Annotated in this window: 13 protein-coding genes; 10 read left to right on the top strand and 3 right to left on the bottom strand. The window is 64.8% G+C overall.

Annotated elements, in window-relative coordinates; translation table 11 throughout:
- Position 1: 1 nt before the first annotated feature.
- From AC4GYS_RS11450 to AC4GYS_RS11435, 4 genes are read left to right on the top strand one after another with little or no spacing between them, the layout of a single operon-like run.
- Positions 2 to 817 carry an SRPBCC family protein gene (locus tag AC4GYS_RS11450; protein WP_491109203.1) on the top strand — a complete coding sequence of 272 codons (816 nt, stop codon included), beginning with the start codon at positions 2 to 4 and terminating at the stop codon, positions 815 to 817.
- 11 nt (positions 818 to 828) lie between these two features.
- The gene (locus tag AC4GYS_RS11445; protein ID WP_491109202.1) at positions 829 to 2,055 is read left to right on the top strand and encodes a zinc-dependent alcohol dehydrogenase; all 1,227 of its coding nucleotides are present in this window, start codon (positions 829 to 831) and stop codon (positions 2,053 to 2,055) included.
- A 14-nt stretch (positions 2,056 to 2,069) separates the two neighbouring features.
- Entirely contained in the window at positions 2,070 to 2,843 is a 774-nt protein-coding gene (locus tag AC4GYS_RS11440) for an SDR family NAD(P)-dependent oxidoreductase (protein WP_491109201.1), read from the top strand.
- Positions 2,844 to 2,897: 54 nt separating this feature from the next.
- The gene (locus AC4GYS_RS11435) at positions 2,898 to 3,959 is read left to right on the top strand and encodes an AI-2E family transporter (protein ID WP_491109200.1); all 1,062 of its coding nucleotides are present in this window, start codon (positions 2,898 to 2,900) and stop codon (positions 3,957 to 3,959) included.
- Here the strand turns inward: AC4GYS_RS11435 and chrA are convergent.
- Positions 3,932 to 5,197 (bottom strand): chromate efflux transporter, encoded by a 1,266-nt coding sequence (chrA, locus tag AC4GYS_RS11430; protein WP_491109413.1) that lies wholly within the window; start codon positions 5,195 to 5,197, stop codon positions 3,932 to 3,934. The genes AC4GYS_RS11435 and chrA overlap by 28 nt on opposite strands.
- 37 nt (positions 5,198 to 5,234) lie before the next feature.
- Positions 5,235 to 7,652 carry a DUF305 domain-containing protein gene (locus tag AC4GYS_RS11425; RefSeq protein WP_491109199.1) on the bottom strand — a complete coding sequence of 806 codons (2,418 nt, stop codon included), beginning with the start codon at positions 7,650 to 7,652 and terminating at the stop codon, positions 5,235 to 5,237.
- Between the two features lie 212 nt (positions 7,653 to 7,864).
- Between AC4GYS_RS11425 and AC4GYS_RS11420 the strand changes: the two genes are divergently transcribed.
- The 6 genes from AC4GYS_RS11420 to AC4GYS_RS11395 all read left to right on the top strand — a co-directional run bounded on the left by AC4GYS_RS11420 (position 7,865) and on the right by AC4GYS_RS11395 (position 14,171).
- A complete protein-coding gene (locus AC4GYS_RS11420; protein ID WP_491109198.1) occupies positions 7,865 to 8,734 on the top strand; it encodes a hypothetical protein in 870 nt (289 codons plus the stop codon).
- A gap of 61 nt (positions 8,735 to 8,795) precedes the next feature.
- Positions 8,796 to 9,680, top strand: a complete 885-nt coding sequence (locus AC4GYS_RS11415) for a hypothetical protein (RefSeq protein ID WP_491109197.1) — start codon at positions 8,796 to 8,798, stop codon at positions 9,678 to 9,680.
- Positions 9,677 to 11,008 carry a hypothetical protein gene (locus tag AC4GYS_RS11410; RefSeq protein ID WP_491109196.1) on the top strand — a complete coding sequence of 444 codons (1,332 nt, stop codon included), beginning with the start codon at positions 9,677 to 9,679 and terminating at the stop codon, positions 11,006 to 11,008. Before AC4GYS_RS11415 ends, AC4GYS_RS11410 begins: the two co-directional genes overlap by 4 nt.
- A gap of 4 nt (positions 11,009 to 11,012) precedes the next feature.
- On the top strand, positions 11,013 to 12,647 hold the full coding sequence (locus tag AC4GYS_RS11405; protein ID WP_491109195.1) for a hypothetical protein: 1,635 nt from the start codon (positions 11,013 to 11,015) through the stop codon (positions 12,645 to 12,647).
- A 46-nt stretch (positions 12,648 to 12,693) separates the two neighbouring features.
- Complete coding sequence (locus tag AC4GYS_RS11400; protein WP_491109194.1) at positions 12,694 to 13,821, top strand: hypothetical protein; 1,128 nt, start codon at positions 12,694 to 12,696, stop codon at positions 13,819 to 13,821.
- Positions 13,822 to 13,844: 23 nt separating this feature from the next.
- The gene (locus AC4GYS_RS11395; protein ID WP_491109193.1) at positions 13,845 to 14,171 is read left to right on the top strand and encodes a response regulator transcription factor; all 327 of its coding nucleotides are present in this window, start codon (positions 13,845 to 13,847) and stop codon (positions 14,169 to 14,171) included.
- Between the two features lie 42 nt (positions 14,172 to 14,213).
- Here the strand turns inward: AC4GYS_RS11395 and AC4GYS_RS11390 are convergent, their stop codons facing one another.
- Positions 14,214 to 15,812, bottom strand: a complete 1,599-nt coding sequence (locus tag AC4GYS_RS11390; protein WP_491109191.1) for a hypothetical protein — start codon at positions 15,810 to 15,812, stop codon at positions 14,214 to 14,216.
- Positions 15,813 to 15,835: the final 23 nt, after the last annotated feature.

Here is a 15,835-nt window from a genome sequence, read left to right as displayed (position 1 = left end):
AATGCCCCACGAAATTCATGACAGTCCGCAGCATCGACGCGATGCGACGGCAAAAGTCGATAGCGACATCGCAAAGGATGTCGGGAAGCGTAACCGCCGCGCAGTGAAGGATGCCGCCAAGGAAAGCCGCGGCAGCAACGGCGGCAATCGCACGTTGATCGGCCTTGGCCTTGGTCTCGCCACTGCCGGCGCGGCAGCCTTTTTCTTTGCCAAGGCGAAGAATGAGGACGACGAACCCAGCGGGCCGCTGCTGAGCGATGCGCCGGACCATGTGCTTCGTGGGCGTGCGCGCGAGCGGGCCGGCAATGTCGAGAACGGTCGGACCCTGGTCGGCCGAACGGTAACCGTCAACAAGCCGCGGCAGGAGTTGTACGAGCGCTGGCGCGACTTCACCCGCTTTCCCGAATTCATGGATAATGTTCGTGAGATCGTGCGGCTGGACGATAAGCGGTCCAAATGGACGATTGAAGCGCCCATGGGTGCGACGGTGGAGGTCATCACCCGGATCGTCGAGGACAAGCCGGGCGAGACGATCGCTTGGGTATCGGAGCCCGATAGCCAGATCGCGACGGAAGGGCGGGTCGAATTCGCCGACGCTCCCCCGGGTCGCGGCACCTATGTTCGATTGGTGATGCGCTATACGCCGCCGGCCGGCACGATCGGAAGGCTTGCCGCCAAGGTGCTGCAGCGCGAGCCGCAGGTTCAGGCGCGCCGCGACCTGCGACGTTTCAAACAGCTGCTCGAAACCGGTGAAATCCCCGTCAACGCCTCACCATCGGCCCGCAAGAGCGAGAGCCCGACCGAAGCCCGGATTTAAGGAGTAGCAATATGCGCGCAGTCACATGGCACGGTCGCCACGACGTTCGCGTCGACACGGTTCCCGATCCCGAAATCGTCAATCCGCGCGATGCGATTATCAAGGTCACTTCGACCGCGATCTGCGGCTCGGACCTTCACCTTTACGATGGCTATATCCCGACCATGCGGGCCGGGGATATCCTGGGCCACGAAAACATGGGTGAGGTCGTCGAGGTGGGCGCCAAATCGCCGCTGAAGAAGGGACAGCGCGTGGTGATCCCCTTCACCATCAGCTGCGGCAGCTGCTTTTTCTGCAACAAGCAGCAGTTCAGCGCGTGCGACAACAGCAATCCGGCGGAGACGAGCGACGCTTCGGAAACGCTGATGGGCCACCCGATGGGTGCGGCGTTCGGCTATGCTCATCTGACTGGCGGTTATGCCGGTGGACAAGCCGAGTATCTGCGCGTGCCATTCAGCGACGTCGGTCCGATCGTCATCCCGGACGGGCTTGAGGACGATAAGGTCTTGTTCCTGTCCGACATCCTGCCGACCGGTTGGATGGCGGCGGAAAATGCCGACATCGAGGAAGGCGACACCGTTGCCGTCTGGGGCTGCGGCCCGGTCGGGTTGTTCGCGATTCAGAGCGCGTTCGTGATGGGCGCACACCGTGTCATCGCGATCGACCATTATCCCAACCGCCTGAAACTAGCGAAGCAGATGGGCGCGGACATCCTCGATTACCGCGAGGTCGAGGTGTTGGAGGCCCTGAAGGAAATGACCGGCGGGATCGGGCCGGACGCCGTGATCGATTGCGTCGGGATGGAGAGCCATGGCCTGGCCATCGACAACCTCATCGACACGGTTAAGGCCCACACCTTCCTTGGAACAGAGCGGCCGCATGCGCTGCGCCAAGCGATTATCGCCTGCCGCAAGGGCGGGCGCGTATCGGTCCCCGGAGTCTATGGCGGCTTTGCGGACAAGTTCCCGCTCGGCCAGTTCATGGAGAAGGGCCTGACCATGAAGACCGGTCAGACCCATGTGCAGAAATACGGCAAGAAGCTGCTGGAGATGATCGGGGAAGGGAAGCTGGATACGACCTTCCTGATCTCGCACCATGCCAGCCTGGAGAAGGCGCCGGAAATGTACCGGCACTGGCACGACGAGCAGGACTCCTACACCAAGATCGTCCTCAAGCCCGAAATGGCAAAGCAGCAGTCGCAATCCACCGGCCGTATTCCGGTCGAGGCCGGCGCGTAGGAACGGAGAAGAGAATGGCGAACAAGCTTGCAATCGTTACCGGTGCGTCGAGCGGCATCGGGCTTGAGATCGCGCGGCTGGCGGCCGGCGAGGGCTATGATCTGATCGTCGCCGCCGATACCCCGTTCGTGGATGCGGCGTCGGGCCTCGAGGAGCTTGGCGTCGACGTTCGGCAGGTCGAAGCCGACCTTGCGACCGAGCAGGGTGTGAAGCAGCTACTCGACATGGTCGGTGATCGGCCGGTCGACGTGCTGGTGGCCAACGCCGGACACGGCCTCGGCCAAGCCTTTCTCGACCAGCAGACGCGCGACTGGCGGCACGTGATCGACACCAATATCACAGGTACCCTGCTGCTGATCCAGCCGATTGCCAACAAGATGGTCGCGCGTGGCGAGGGCAAGATCCTGATCACGGGCTCGATCGCCGGTCATCTCGCGGGTGCGTTTCATGCTGTTTACAACGCCACCAAGGCGTTCATCGACAGTTTCTCGGCGGCGCTTGCCAACGAGTTGCAGGACACGGGTGTGACCGTGACTTGCCTAAAGCCCGGAGCGACCGAGACCGAATTTTTCGAGCGCGCAGGGCTTGAAGAAACCAAAGTCGGCCAGGCCAAGAAGGACGATCCGGCCGAGGTCGCAAAGACTGGCTGGAACGCGATGAAGAACGGCGATGAAAGCGTCGTCTATGGCCTCAAGAACAAGGCCCAGGTGCTGGTATCGGGAATCCTGCCCGAGAAGGCGACCGCGGCATTGCACCGCGCGCAGGCCCACCCCGGCAGCGGCGAGTAGCGAGCTTCGTTCCTGCGGCGGAACAGTTTCGCTCCGCCGTGGGTTCGCGCCGTCATGCAGTCCAATTCAGAGCCGCTCAGCGAAGCGCAGTTCATCCGCCGCACCCTCATCGTCATTGCATTGGTCGCGCTGGCGATGTTCCTGTGGATGTTGCGCGACGTCTTGCTGATGGTGTTCGGCGCGGTGGTGATCGCCACGCTGTTCCAGTCGTTGGCGAGCCAGTTTCAACGGTTACGAGTGCCAGCCGGGCTGTCGCTTTTCCTGTCCGTACTGACGGTCTTCGCAGTGGTCGGAGGCGCCCTGGCGCTGTTCGGCCAGCAACTCTTCGCGCAAACCGAAGCGTTGACGCAAACGCTTCCCAAGGCGTGGCAATCCTTTCAGCAACGGGTCGAGGGCTGGGGGCTGCCGATCGATGTTTCCCAGTTGCAGCCATCGGGCGCAACGAGCGGACTTGCGGCCAGCGCGGGCCGGTTCGTGATGTCGCTCGGCGGTGGCTTGGCCGATGCATTGCTGATCATCGTCGGCGGCATCTTCATCGCTGCGAGCACGCGTTTCTATTCCGCCGGGCTGGTCAAGCTCGTGCCGCCGACGAAGCGCGAATTGACCGAGGAAACGCTGAATGACAGCGGCAAGGCGTTGCGCCTGTGGCTGAAGGCCCAATTGGTGGCGATGGTGCTGATCGGCCTGCTGACCGGAATCGGCTTGTGGATCCTAGGTGTTCCAAGTGCCCTTGCGCTGGGGCTGATCGCCGGCCTGCTGGAATTTGTCCCGTTCGTCGGGCCGATCATCGCGGCCATTCCCGCGATTCTCATCGCGCTCGCCATCGATCCGCAACTCGCCCTGTGGACGGTGCTGCTCTACGTCCTCATTCAGAACATCGAGGGCTACGCGGTGCAGCCGATCATTCAGAGCTGGGCGGTCGAGGTGCCGGGTGCCGTGTTGCTCTTCGCGCTGCTGGCCTGCGGTGGGCTGTTCGGCCCCCTGGGCATCATCTTCGCAGCGCCGCTGACAGTGGTGGTGTATGTGCTGATCAAGCGGCTTTACGTGCGCGAGGCGCTGGACACGCACACGCCGATCCCGGGCGAAGATCAGCCGGAGACGGCGCCCGCGACATAAAGCGTCACGCCGCCCGCCGCGCATAGCAGGACGGTCCAGCCCACCCCGAGGCCAAAGCGGAAGATCGCCACGGCTGCCATTATGGCGAGACCGGCCGCTGGAAGATTGAGGCTGTCGAGGAATGGCAGCTCGGCGGCGAGGAATGGCACTCGCGCCGCGAACAGATTGTGGATCGCGAACCACAAGGCGAGGCTGGCAATTACTCCGACGACTGCGGCGGTGATGCCGGATAGTGCACCCGACAGCCGAACCGATCCGCGCAGCCGCTCGATGTGCGGCGCACCTGCAAAAATCCACAGAAAGCAGGGCGCGAAGGTAACAAAGGTTGCCAGCAGCCCACCAAGCGTGCCCGCAAGTAGCGGGTCGAGCGCGCCCGGATCGCGATAGGCAGCGAGGAAGCCGACGAATTGGAGAACCATGATCAACGGCCCCGGCGTCGTTTCCGCAAGCCCTAGCCCGTCCAGCATCTCGCCGGGACGCAGCCAGCCATAATGCTCTACCGCCTGTTGCCCGACATAGGCGAGCACCGCATAGGCGCCGCCGAAGGTGACGAGTGCAGCGCCGGAGAAGAAGCCGGCGATATCGGCATAGGGGGGCGGAGCGAAGGCGACGACCAGGCCTGCGGGAACCAGCCAGATTAGCAGCCATGGAACGGCGAGCCGAATTGAGCGCGCAAAGTCGACGCGCGGCGCCTCGTATCGCTCGCTCGGGCCGGAACTCAACCACCCGCCGATAAGCGCCGCACCGAGGACGACGACCGGAAAGGGAGCGCCAGCGAAGAACAACAGCAGGAAGGCGACAATTGCGACCACGGCTTTCCAGCGCTGCTTGAGGGCCCTTCGTCCGATCCGCAGCAGGGCCTCGGCGACAATGGCCAGTACCGCCGCCTTCAGCCCAAACAAAGCTGCGCTGATCGCGCCGACCCCACCGAACAGCACGTAAATCCAGCTCAATGCCATGATTGCCAAGATGCCCGGCAGAATGAACAGGAGGCCGGCTACCAGCCCGCCCCGTATGCCGTGCATCAGCCAGCCGATGTAGGTTGCAAGTTGCTGCGCCTCAGGCCCGGGCAAAAGCGTGCAGAAGTTGAGCGCATGGAGGAAGCGCTCTTCCTCCAGCCACCCTCTTTCGTCGACGACCACCCGATGCATGAGGGCGATCTGCGCGGCCGGCCCCCCGAACGAGAGCAGGGCAATGCGGGCCCAGACGGGCGCGGCCTCGCGGAGCGTGGGCTCCATCCGCTGGGCGCCGTCGGCCGTCACCGCGCAGGTCGGGCTAGCGGAGCTGTGAACCGATTCCGCTCACCGTTCGGCGAAGCGCCGTGATGCGATCGCTGGCGATCTGATCCGACGCGGGCGCCGTCAACCGCTCGGCCAACGTATTGAGCTGTCCGGCCAGCGCCGCGTCCTTGCGGCGGCCATCAAGGACGGTCCTGGCCTGCGCCAGTCCTGCGCGAAGGCCGGCCGTGCTGGTGGCGGGGAGGCTGCCGCCACGCTCCAGCTGATCGAGGTAGGCGAGGGCCACCACGGGATGGTCGGGCCATGTGACAGGGAATTGCTGCTGCGGGTTGAAGCGACCGCCATAGTCGGCAAGCGATGCAGCCGCGATCTCATTGGCGCTCAATTGGTCGCCGGGGGTCAGCGCCAGGACATCAAGACCGCGCACGATCTCCGTCGCGTAGATGCGCCCGCGGTACCAATAGGCCGACCAGAAACCGCCGAGGACCAGGTCTTCGCCGCTTAACGGACCGCGATCGAAATAAGCGATCTCTCGCGGGCGGCTCGAGTCGGTGAAGTCGGTCACCGAGATGCCGCCCTGATACCAGGCCTGCACGAACAGATCGCGGCCGGGGACGGGGACGATAGAGCCATTGTGCGCGACGCAGTTTTCCATCTCTCCCTGCGCGGCGGGAAGCTTGTTGTGCGAGCGGAAGCGCAGGCGGCTGTCGACGATGTCGTAGATCGCGTTGGCGCCCCAATTCTGCGGGTCCTGCACGCGGCAGCGCGGACGCGATCCGCCGCCCCATTCGTCGGTGAACAGAACCTTGGTGCCATCATTGTTGAAGGTCGCCGAGTGCCAATAGGCAAAGGTGGGGTCGACCACCGCGTCGATCCTGCGAGGCTTTCGAGGATTGGCGATGTCGAGGATGATGCCGTTGCCGGAGCATGCGCCCGCCGCCAGCTTGCGCGTGGGAAAGACGGTGATGTCGTGGCACTGATCGGTGCGATTGGTGTCTTGGGTGCCGTCGCCGTGATCACCGCCGCGCCACAAGCCGGCGACATTGCCGGTGGCGGTATCGGCAAACACCCGCGGGCTGTCGATGATGCGCGATTTCGATGGGTCGGCGACGGGGATTTCGACGACGTCGATGCGGAACAGCGCGGTGCGCGGATCGCCGGGGACGTCGCCGACGCATCCTGCCAGTTCACGCTCGTCCCGGACGCCGGAGGTCCCGGACACATAGACGATCACGGACCCGGTGCGTCCGTCGCCGGAGACAATCGAATGGGTATGGGACCCGCGGCAGGTCTGGACCTGGCCGACTTGGCGCGGCTGAGCAGGATTGCTGATATCGAAGATGCGCAGGCCGCGAAAACGCTCCGCGCTGACGTCTTCGCTGACGCCCTGCCGACCGCAATCGACCCGACCGCGGCGCTGCTCGACCGACATGACGAGAAGGTTGCCGATCACGGAAAGATCTCCCTGGCCGCCCGGGCAGATGACGGAGCTTACCAGTTGGGGCGTGCCGCCGCCCTGCATGCGATAAAGGTTGAAGCCGTGATAGTTGCCGACTGCCAGCAGGTCGCCCTGGAAGGCCATGTCGGTCTGCGCGAAGCTGAGCAGGGGGGAGCGGGATTCACCGCCCCCGCCGCCACCACCGGCCGCGGGCGCGCCCTTGCCCTTGGCGGCCGGCTTCTTCAATGGCAGGTCGCCCGGGTTGGCCGGGTCGAAAAAGCCGGTCGGCCTTGGCAGCGACGCCACCAGCTGCAGCCCACGGATCGCTTGTCCGGCATCGCGGACCCCCGGCTTCAGGCTTGTGCGCGGATCATCGGCGATGGTGCCGAGCAATTCCGTCATTCGCTTGATTTCGGCTTTTTGCTCGGTGATCACGTCGTTGACGAATTCGAACAGCGTCGGATCGTACGCCGAGCCGCCGCGGTCGAGCAGTTCGTTCGCCATCCGGACGGCGCCTTCGTGGTGGGTGATCATCAACCGGAGGAACAGACGGTCGAAGGCCGGGCCGCGGGCGGCCGCCAGCGAAGCGAGTTGCTGGGGCGTTGCCATACCCCACATTTCATGACCGCCGTGCCCGGCATGATGGCTCATTGCCGCACCCGCTTGAGCGACGGGTTGGCCGCGATCGCGCAGCCAGCGCTGCATGAAGGCGATCTCGTCCGCCTGGCTGGCGTCTATGCGCCGGGCCGCAGTCACGACCGCTGGTCGGTTGGTGCGTTCGCGCACCAGGGCCGTCATGGCAGTCGCCTGGGCGTGGTGCGGGATCATGTCGTTCATGAACCGCACGTCGTCCGGCGAAAAGCGGGTGTCCGCGATCCGTACCGCTTCCTGCGGGGTTAACGCACGCACCGGTTGCCCCGGAGCGCCGGGTTGCACGATGGGCACGATCTGGGCCGGGGCGGCCTGGGTCAGCGCAAGCAGGGAGGAACCGAGAAACATGGGCAGGAGTCGCGGCATCGGGCAGCCTTTTTCGAGGGAACGGGGACAACGCTAACACAGGCTGTGAAGCAGGGAAAAGTGGCTTGGTGAAACCAGTGGCACGCGGAGTAATCCGAACATGCTAGTCCGAACGAGGGAGCATGCCGCCAACCCTTGCTGCTGCTTGCGGCGAGGCAGACAATCCGTCTTCGATCTCATGGCGCGAACGGGCGTCTTTCCAGGAGGCGACGATGGACAATTACCTCTACGAGAACGAGACCATGGTCGGCGAAGCGCCACTCGGCATGTACGAGCAGGGCTCGTTCGAGGATTTTGCGAGTGATCAGTTCGGCGATCAATACTCGGACGGCTTCGGTGAGGGTTTCGGCGAAGGGGAGGAAGAGTTCAGCTTCGAGACCGACAGCTTCGACCAATATAGTTTCGAGGGCGAAGGCGAGGGCGACCCGTTCCTGGGTGGACTCTTCAAGGGCCTGAAGAATGTCGTCGCGAAGGTTGCGCCCATCGCCAAGAATTTCGCGCCGCAGATCGGCACGGTGATCGGAGGGGCGCTGGGCGGACCGGCCGGCGCCGCGTTGGGCGGCAAGCTGGGATCCATCGCCAAGTCGCTCGAGGGCGAGGAAGAAGGTGAAAGCGAAGACGAGCTGAATGCGCCTGCATCGGTTCCGCCGATCGACGAATCCTTGTCCGAGTCGATGGCCGACAGCGCGACCCGCCTTGCCGCGCCGTTGGCGCAAAGCATGGGATCAGCGATCACGGTGACACTTGCCAGCCGCGCGCCATTGCCGGTGAAGGCGGTAGTGCCGATCCTTGCTCGCGCGGGCGGCGACGTGGCGCGGCAACTGGCGGCGAGTCCCGATCCGCGGGCCCGGGTCCTCATTCGGACATTACCAACCATCCAGAAACGCACGCTGGCGACATTGTCGGCGAAAGCCCGGGGGGGCCGGCCGATCACGCCTCGCACCGCCGTTCGCGTGATGCGCACGCAGGCCAAGCGCGTGCTTGGCAATCCCCAGGCGCTCGGCCGGGCCCTGTCGAACAATGCGCGAAAGAAAGGGCAGATCAATCGCGCCGCCATCGCGCGGGCAGAGCGCTTCATGTAAATGGATTGGGTTCCGGCGGTCAGCATCAGCGCCGCCGGCCCAGTCGGATGCGAGGCATGCCATGCATGGACCGACCATCATCCGCGGCGACGCCGACCAGCAGCTTCGCAAGACCTGGCTAGCGGCAAAGGCCCTGCGCGAGCAGCCGCGCCCGTTGAGCGATGCCGCAAGGAATCGTTTCGGTTGGCAGGCCGGAAGGCTTGCGCAGGAAGCCCGCGACAAGCTGGCGATCGTCGACCGTCTAGCCAATCGCGCAGGCGCTGATGCGTCCGCCGACTTCCCAGGGGCGATCGCCTATGCCCGGCGGCAGCTGGCGGCGGCGTTGCAATATGCGCTGCATATCGGGCGCATGGCAGCGCTGCGGCGCCGGCCGGGCGTATCCGAGGCGGACGACATGGCCTGGCAGGGCAAGCCCAACCGAACCAAGACCGTCCACCTCGCCCAGCGCTCCAAACGGATGGTGCGACGTCTCGATCAGCGGAAGGCACTCGCGACACGCCGGTACAGCGAGCGGCAACGGCAAGCTCTAGCGGCGGCACAAGGCAAGCTTGCGGCGGATCTTGCGGTCGTCCTCGCCGGGCTGATGCGCAGATCCGGTACGCGGCGCGCTATCCCGCCGCAGGAAATCCGGATCGTGGCGGCACAGCTTGCGCGGGACGTGGCGGCGGAAGCGCTCAGCCTGGTTGCTGCCGGCAACGCGTCCGGCGTTCCGCCGACGTTGGGCGGCGTGGTGGGGCGTGGCTTCATCCTGCTGGCGCGGCGGCGTGGCTGGCCGGAAGGAGACATCGCGGTGACTGCGGAAGGGATTGCCCAGGCGTTCGATGCGGCGGCATTGCCTGCGATGAAGGCGATGATCGTCGCCGTGGCGGCCATTCTGCCGTTCACGCGAGGCGGCGGTGACAAATTCTCCGATGTCGAACTGCAGGACATGGAGCTGGCGGCATGAGCGCTGCACTGCTTCTAGAACGTCCGCAGGCACAGCGCGCGCGGCCGGTTGCTCCGAAATCCCAAGCCGGCAAGGTGCCTGCCCTCGGCTTTTTTGCCTTGCGCACGCAGGTCAATGCCCAGCGCCACGCCAACGCGCTGCGCTGCTTTCACAGGGAAGAGTTTGGACGTGGGCCCGAGTCGCCAAGCCCGGCGCACATCGCGGCCGTCAATGATATGCTGCGCGCCGCGCGGCGATCGGAACTGGCGGAGGATCGCCGGCTCGCGGTGGCATGCCGGGCCGTGGCAGCGACGGGAGACGATGCGGCCTGCAATGCGATGCTGCAATCGAAGCAGCGGCACCAGGCCTTGTCGGGCGAGATCGAGAAGTTGTGGGAGTTCTACTTCAATCTCTTCACCCAGCGCCGGGGGCCGTTTGCCCACCTGCTGCGCGGCATGGATCGGGTTGCACTGGATTGTTATCAGGCGACCTACCTCGGCCTTGGGCGAGCCCGCTCGATCCCCAGCCCGTCGCCATTCACCTATGTTGAAACCGGCTTCGGCCCGGCGACCTTCCGCCGCGGTGTGAAGCTGTCCCTGATCGGGGCCAAGCCGAACCCGTTTCCGCTGGTCAAGGTGCCCTATCACCGGCTGGTGAACCCGTGGTCGCTTGGCGCCATTCCGCACGAGGTGGCGCACAACCTGCAAAGCGACCTCGGACTATGGGACGTCATGCCGCGGCGGATCGCGGAGACGTTTGCAAAGGCAGGGCTGCCTCGCCGCAATGCAGCGGTATGGGCAAGGTGGCACAAGGAGAGCTTCGCCGATCTGGCCGGCACGCTGCTGATCGGGCCGGCCTATGTCGGTTCGTTGATGGACGTGGTCGGGCGATCGCGTGCGGCGACCTCGGCTTATTCGGACGACGCGGTGCATCCGTCTCCGATCATCCGGGTTCCGCTCAATATCCATTTGCTCGAGCGGGTCGGTTTTGCCGATGATGCGCAGCAGTTCCGAGCAGCCTGGGACAGGCTGTATCCCGCCTCTTCGTGGGCACAAATTCCGAAATGGGTGCGCGACAAATTGCCGCAACAGCTGGCGGCCATGGTGCAGGCGGTCTGCTTCACGCCGATGCCCGAATATGGCGGCAAGCGCCTTGTCGACGTGGTCCGCTTCGAACCGAAGCACGCGCTGCTCGTACAGGAAGCGGCGACGCGACTGGAGAGCGGCGATTCCACGGGAGTGTTGCCGGAGCGGTTCCTGATCGGCGCCGTCCGGCTCGCGCTTGCTCGGCGCAAGGTCAGTCCGGAAGTTCTGTACCGCGCCCTTTACGCCACCCTGGCAAGGAGCTGAGCCAATGCCGAACCCTCTGGCGAAAGCTTCTTCGGACAATCTCGAAAGCATACGAAAGATGCTGGACGGCCAGCGCGCGCAGCTGGCCACGGCGCTGCGGCGATTGAAGGCGGTCATCCCGCCGGTCGGCACCGCCGTCGGTGAATTGAAGAGTGTCGACCTTCTGCGCCGCAAGCTGGAGGCGAGTGGGACCGAACCGCTTCCGAAAGCCGATGACCCGCTGACCTTCGCGGCCGTGACCCAAGGCCTGCTCTGGCTGCAGGAACTCAAAGACGGCGTGCTTGAGCCCGGCATTGCCGAGGATTGCCAGTGCGAAGTCGAGGAAACCCATTCCGCGGCGGCCGAAAGGGTCGTCGCCCAGCTAAAGCAGGTCGAGAACAAGGCCGCCGCCTATCACACAGCCTTGGCCGATCTGGCCGACCAATTGCCACAGGAGGAGCCCGTCATGAACGAAGCAGATCGGGGCAGGATCGATCGCCCAATCCAGGTCCGGGTGAGCTCTGTGGGCCAATCGGCGACCGCGGGCGGAAGCAAGATCCAGGCGCAGCTGGTGGCGACACTCGACAGCTTTGGGCTCCCGCATCGCGACGGCATTCTCGATCCGCGGCGCCCCGATGCGTCGCGAATGGCGGACCGGTTAATCGAAGTGCTCGACCGGCGATTCGAGGTGAGCGACGATCCCATCAGCGGCTTGCGCGCGGTACCTCGCCGCTATTCGCTGACCGAGCGGTCCGGCAGTTCGGATGGTGAGCTGGTCGGACGGCTGGCGCTCGGCGCGGAACTGGGAACTGCACTGGCGACGCGGGTCGGCATGACCCTGGACGACCTGTTGGCTGTGGCCGATACGCTGGAAGACTGGCCGATCAACGACCCGGTGCGTGTGGAAAGTGCGCGCAGACGGTTCGGGCGCCAGCTCGACGCGGTGCGCGACCTTGCGTCGCGGCCCGGCGGACCGCCGGCACAGCGCGCTTCCTACGAGGTGGAAATGCTGAAGGACGCCCTCATCCAGCAGCTCTTCGCGCTCGGATTGCGCCCCAAAGGGTCGGCCAAGGACCCGAATTGGGAAAAGGTGGGCCAAGCGTTCCAAGCTGGCGCCAGTTCCCGGTTCAACAAATGGCCCGGCAGCGCGGTCGAAGAGGTCACCGGACTTATCGCGCAATTGTTCGAGCAGACTGGGAACCTGTTCAAGCAACTGACGGACCAGTGGAACACCGCGCAACGCAGCGAGCAGGCCTATCACCTGCGCCGCATCATGGAGGCGATCGCCACGCAGGTCGAAGCGACACGCGCGGACATCGACGGTAGCCGTGCCACCGCGACCTGGGTGGGGGCCACGGTAACGGGAGAGGATCGCAGGGATCGCTATCTCGCCGACGAGCTGAACGAGGCGCTCGACTGGCTGGAGGACCTCGCTGCCACCTACGGCTTGTCGGACCGGGCCTATGACGAAATGCGGCCGGGGACGATGGACGACCTTGGAGTCGCGTGCTCAACATTGAAAGGAACGCTGCAGCGTTGCCGATCCGTGCTCGCAGATCTCGACGTCCCCGACGACGACGATGTCATCGAACGCATCCTTGGCCTCGAGAAGTTGGTGGAATCAGCCGGCAACCTCGCGGCCGGGCTGCACAAGGTCTGACCGCGCCATCCAATCGAACCCGGCATCCCAGAAGGGGAGCATGATCATGTCCGACCATAAGGTACCGTATATCACCCGCCGCGAGTATGATGAGTTGCTCGCCAGGCTGGAGGCGCTACGCACGACAGTGGTCGGCGCCGCGCGGGACGAGTTGTCGGCCGGGCCGTCATCCGGCGCCGAGCTGCTCAACAGCTATGTCGATGCTGCACACGAGATGATCGACGAGGCTGTAGTCGAGAAGCTGCCCGAAGATGGGGGTCTGTCCAACCTCATCGGCCTCGGCAGCACGGTTGCCCGCAACGTCGGCGAAGCGCCGTCGCCGACCAGCGTTCCCGGCTATGACAATGATGTCCGGCGCGAACGGCTGCTGGCCGTCGGGGACCTGTATTACATCTATCAGCACGAGCGCGCGGGCGTCTTCCGGGCGATCTTGAAGCTGCAATCGCTGTTCCGCTCCGGCGAGGTGCGCCTGTCCGACGGCCCGGGCGCGATGTCGCTCTATCAATACGATCGCAAGAAAGTGCTGCGCTTTACCGCCAGCGAGCGCCATTCCGCCTATCGCAAGGTGTTCGGCTACACGAGCGCGCCAACGCCCACAGGATCGGAGCCTAACAATGCCTTCCATGGCCTGCTGAGCAATTTCTGCGAACATGTCAGCCGCTATTTCAGCGACAAGCGGGTGTCCGAGGTGCTGCGGCCCGACGGGACGCGCGAGACCTTTGGCAGCATGGCGGTGGTGCGGCGTTCCGGCCTGGACCTGCGGCACAACCTGAAGCAGGTCTCCTACGGCCATATCGCGGTGCTTCGCAGCGAAGTGCTGATCCTGCTGCGTGAGGCGTTCAACATCCTAGGCTCGGGCGACGTGCGGAGTCTGTTCGGCGCCGACAGCGCCTGGGATGTGCTGGAGGAAATCATGCAGCGGTACTTCGTCGAGGTCCCGCTGACGTCCCAGCGCAGCCGCATGGCAAGTTCCGGCCGGACCATCCTCAACTGGCTGGCACAGGACTATCTTCTGTCCAGCGTGCGGATCGATTTCGAGGCCTTCCTTGAGGCGATCGTAGATGCGTGCGATGATTGGCGCACAAGTGCCGAGTCGATTGGCTTAAGCCAGGAAGGGCCGGTTTCGGGGGCTAATGTGGTGCCGTTCCGCACCGCTGTTCCAAGATCTGCCTGACCATCGGTGCGGGGAGCCCAACCATGGTCACTCGCAGTGTTTTGTTCGCCTTTGACCGTCGGAACCCGGCGCCGAGCCCAGTCTATGGGGGCGCACCTGCGGTCGACGACTGGCTGGCAACGGTCCGGCCGACGGACCCGTTCGCCTGCCTGTCCGTTCGGGAATGCGAGATCGCGGGGCAGGTGGCGCGCGGACGATCGAACAAGGAAATCGCCCGGGCGCTGGATATCTCGCCAAACACGGTGTCCAGCCACCTGCGGCAGATCTTCGCCAAGCTGGGGCTGGTCCGCCGGGCCGAGCTTTGCCGGCTGTGGTACCGGGCGGAGCAATTGGAGCGCGAGCATGGGTGAAGCAGTGTCTCGCGAGACAAATACGTCGCCCGTTCCGATCAGCTAAGCGCGTACTTCCTCATCTTCTCGATCGGGCACAACGTCCACATTCCGCCATCCGGCCTTGCCCACATCTTTGAAATCTCTTTCGGCGCGCAGGTGTTCATCGTGGACACGCTCGGGGTCAATGTCGCTTACGGCGATATCCGGGTCGGGAACACGAAGGTGCTTGGTGCGCGCGGCGCCGCGATTGCCGACGTGCCGATGGCCGCAGCCGCTCCCACGAAAGCGGAGTATGACGCGCTCGCCACCGCTTTCAACACGCTTCTGGCCCGGCTTCGCCCCACCGCCGGGCACGGGATCATTGCGGCGTGACCCTAGTAGGTCGGCCTCCAGCGATAACCGCTTGGGCCGGTGCCCCGGATCGAGCGCAACCCGAAGTAGCGGGCCTGGCAGCGGTTGATGAGGTACGAGGCGTTGAAGTCGATTGCGCGGTTCGGTTGCATCGAGGGATACCGCGTGAAGTCGGACACCACCACGTCCTGCCCAGCCCTGCTCCGCAGATCGGCGTAGAGCCGCTTGTTGGCCGGGTTCCATTCGCTGAATACCATCGGCAGATCGTGCAGGTTGTTGCCGACGACCGGAGCGGTCAGGATCGCGACGGCAAGGGCGAAACCTGGGACTGCCGTTCCGACTTTCAGGGTTCCGCGCCACATCCATGCCGTCGCGATCCAGCCAATAAGGCCCAAGGCATACATGAAGCCGAGCACCCGCAAGCTCGGAGTGCTTCCCGAGGCGATGATAAAGGCGGCATTGCACAAGACGACGGCGGCAACGGTGGCGAGCGGAACAAGCCAAGCGGGCGGGCCGGCTCATGGCTCCCGGCAGGCAGGCAACGAACAAAGCCAAGACGAGCAATCGCGGGTCGGTCAGCACCGACACGGCGGACTCGTAGGGCCGAACGAGGCTGTAGGCGAGGCGGGGAAGGTCGAGGTTGAGATGTCCGCCCCGGGCGGCATTGCCGGGGGAAAAGGCGACCAGGGCAAAGCCGATTGCCGCTCCGATCAATGGCAGGGCGGCGCGGCGTTCGGACAGCATCAGGGCAGCGAATGCGACGATCAGGGCGATACCGGCCAGCTCGTTCATCCACGCCGCCACCAGCGCCGGAATAAGCGCCAGGGCGCAGCGACCCGTCGAAATGAGCAAAGCGGCTCCGGCGCCAAGCATGAAGCTGACCCCGTAAACTGCTGTGCCGGGCATCCAATAGAACAACTCGACCGTTCCGGGAGCCGCGCCCCACATCAGGGCGAGCATGGCGCCGCCCACCAGCAGGGCGGTGCGCCACGTCGCGCCGGTCAGAATTGCCTTGGCGGCGAACACGAAGCCAGCACCCCAGATGGGCAGCGACCAAAGCAGGTAGAGCGGCAGTTCGTCGGTGAGGTCGCGGCCATGCAGCGAAGCGGCCATCAACAGCATGGCGGGCCAGCGTCCGGACCATTCCATGTAGAGTGCGTTTGCCTGTTCGAGCGGGCTGCGCGGATCGATTGCGAAACACCAATCGTCCAGGAACGGCTGTGCGTAGGTGACGCTGAACGCGGCGAACAGCAAAACGAGGGTGATCGCGCCCCACAGGGCTGCGCGGGACAGGCTTTCTACGCTCACCGGGTCAAGCATAGCCCGGTCGG

Source organism: Sphingomonas sp. SP1, assembly GCF_058313395.1.
Note: the sequence above shows the minus strand (reverse complement) of the source record. Positions and strands in the feature narration are given on the sequence as shown.

What these genes read in the sequence shown, in the direction of transcription:
- AC4GYS_RS11405 (WP_491109195.1), top strand. Translation starts at nt 11,013, where the DNA reads ATGCCGAACCCTCTGGCGAAAGCTTCTTCGGACAATCTCGAAAGCATA.
- AC4GYS_RS11435 (WP_491109200.1), top strand. Translation starts at nt 2,898, where the DNA reads ATGCAGTCCAATTCAGAGCCGCTCAGCGAAGCGCAGTTCATCCGCCGC.
- AC4GYS_RS11410 (WP_491109196.1), top strand. Translation starts at nt 9,677, where the DNA reads ATGAGCGCTGCACTGCTTCTAGAACGTCCGCAGGCACAGCGCGCGCGG.
- AC4GYS_RS11395 (WP_491109193.1), top strand. Translation starts at nt 13,845, where the DNA reads ATGGTCACTCGCAGTGTTTTGTTCGCCTTTGACCGTCGGAACCCGGCG.
- AC4GYS_RS11425 (WP_491109199.1), bottom strand. Translation starts at nt 7,652, where the DNA reads ATGCCGCGACTCCTGCCCATGTTTCTCGGTTCCTCCCTGCTTGCGCTG.
- AC4GYS_RS11415 (WP_491109197.1), top strand. Translation starts at nt 8,796, where the DNA reads ATGCATGGACCGACCATCATCCGCGGCGACGCCGACCAGCAGCTTCGC.
- AC4GYS_RS11420 (WP_491109198.1), top strand. Translation starts at nt 7,865, where the DNA reads ATGGACAATTACCTCTACGAGAACGAGACCATGGTCGGCGAAGCGCCA.
- AC4GYS_RS11440 (WP_491109201.1), top strand. Translation starts at nt 2,070, where the DNA reads ATGGCGAACAAGCTTGCAATCGTTACCGGTGCGTCGAGCGGCATCGGG.
- AC4GYS_RS11400 (WP_491109194.1), top strand. Translation starts at nt 12,694, where the DNA reads ATGTCCGACCATAAGGTACCGTATATCACCCGCCGCGAGTATGATGAG.
- chrA (WP_491109413.1), bottom strand. Translation starts at nt 5,197, where the DNA reads ATGGAGCCCACGCTCCGCGAGGCCGCGCCCGTCTGGGCCCGCATTGCC.
- AC4GYS_RS11450 (WP_491109203.1), top strand. Translation starts at nt 2, where the DNA reads ATGCCCCACGAAATTCATGACAGTCCGCAGCATCGACGCGATGCGACG.
- AC4GYS_RS11445 (WP_491109202.1), top strand. Translation starts at nt 829, where the DNA reads ATGCGCGCAGTCACATGGCACGGTCGCCACGACGTTCGCGTCGACACG.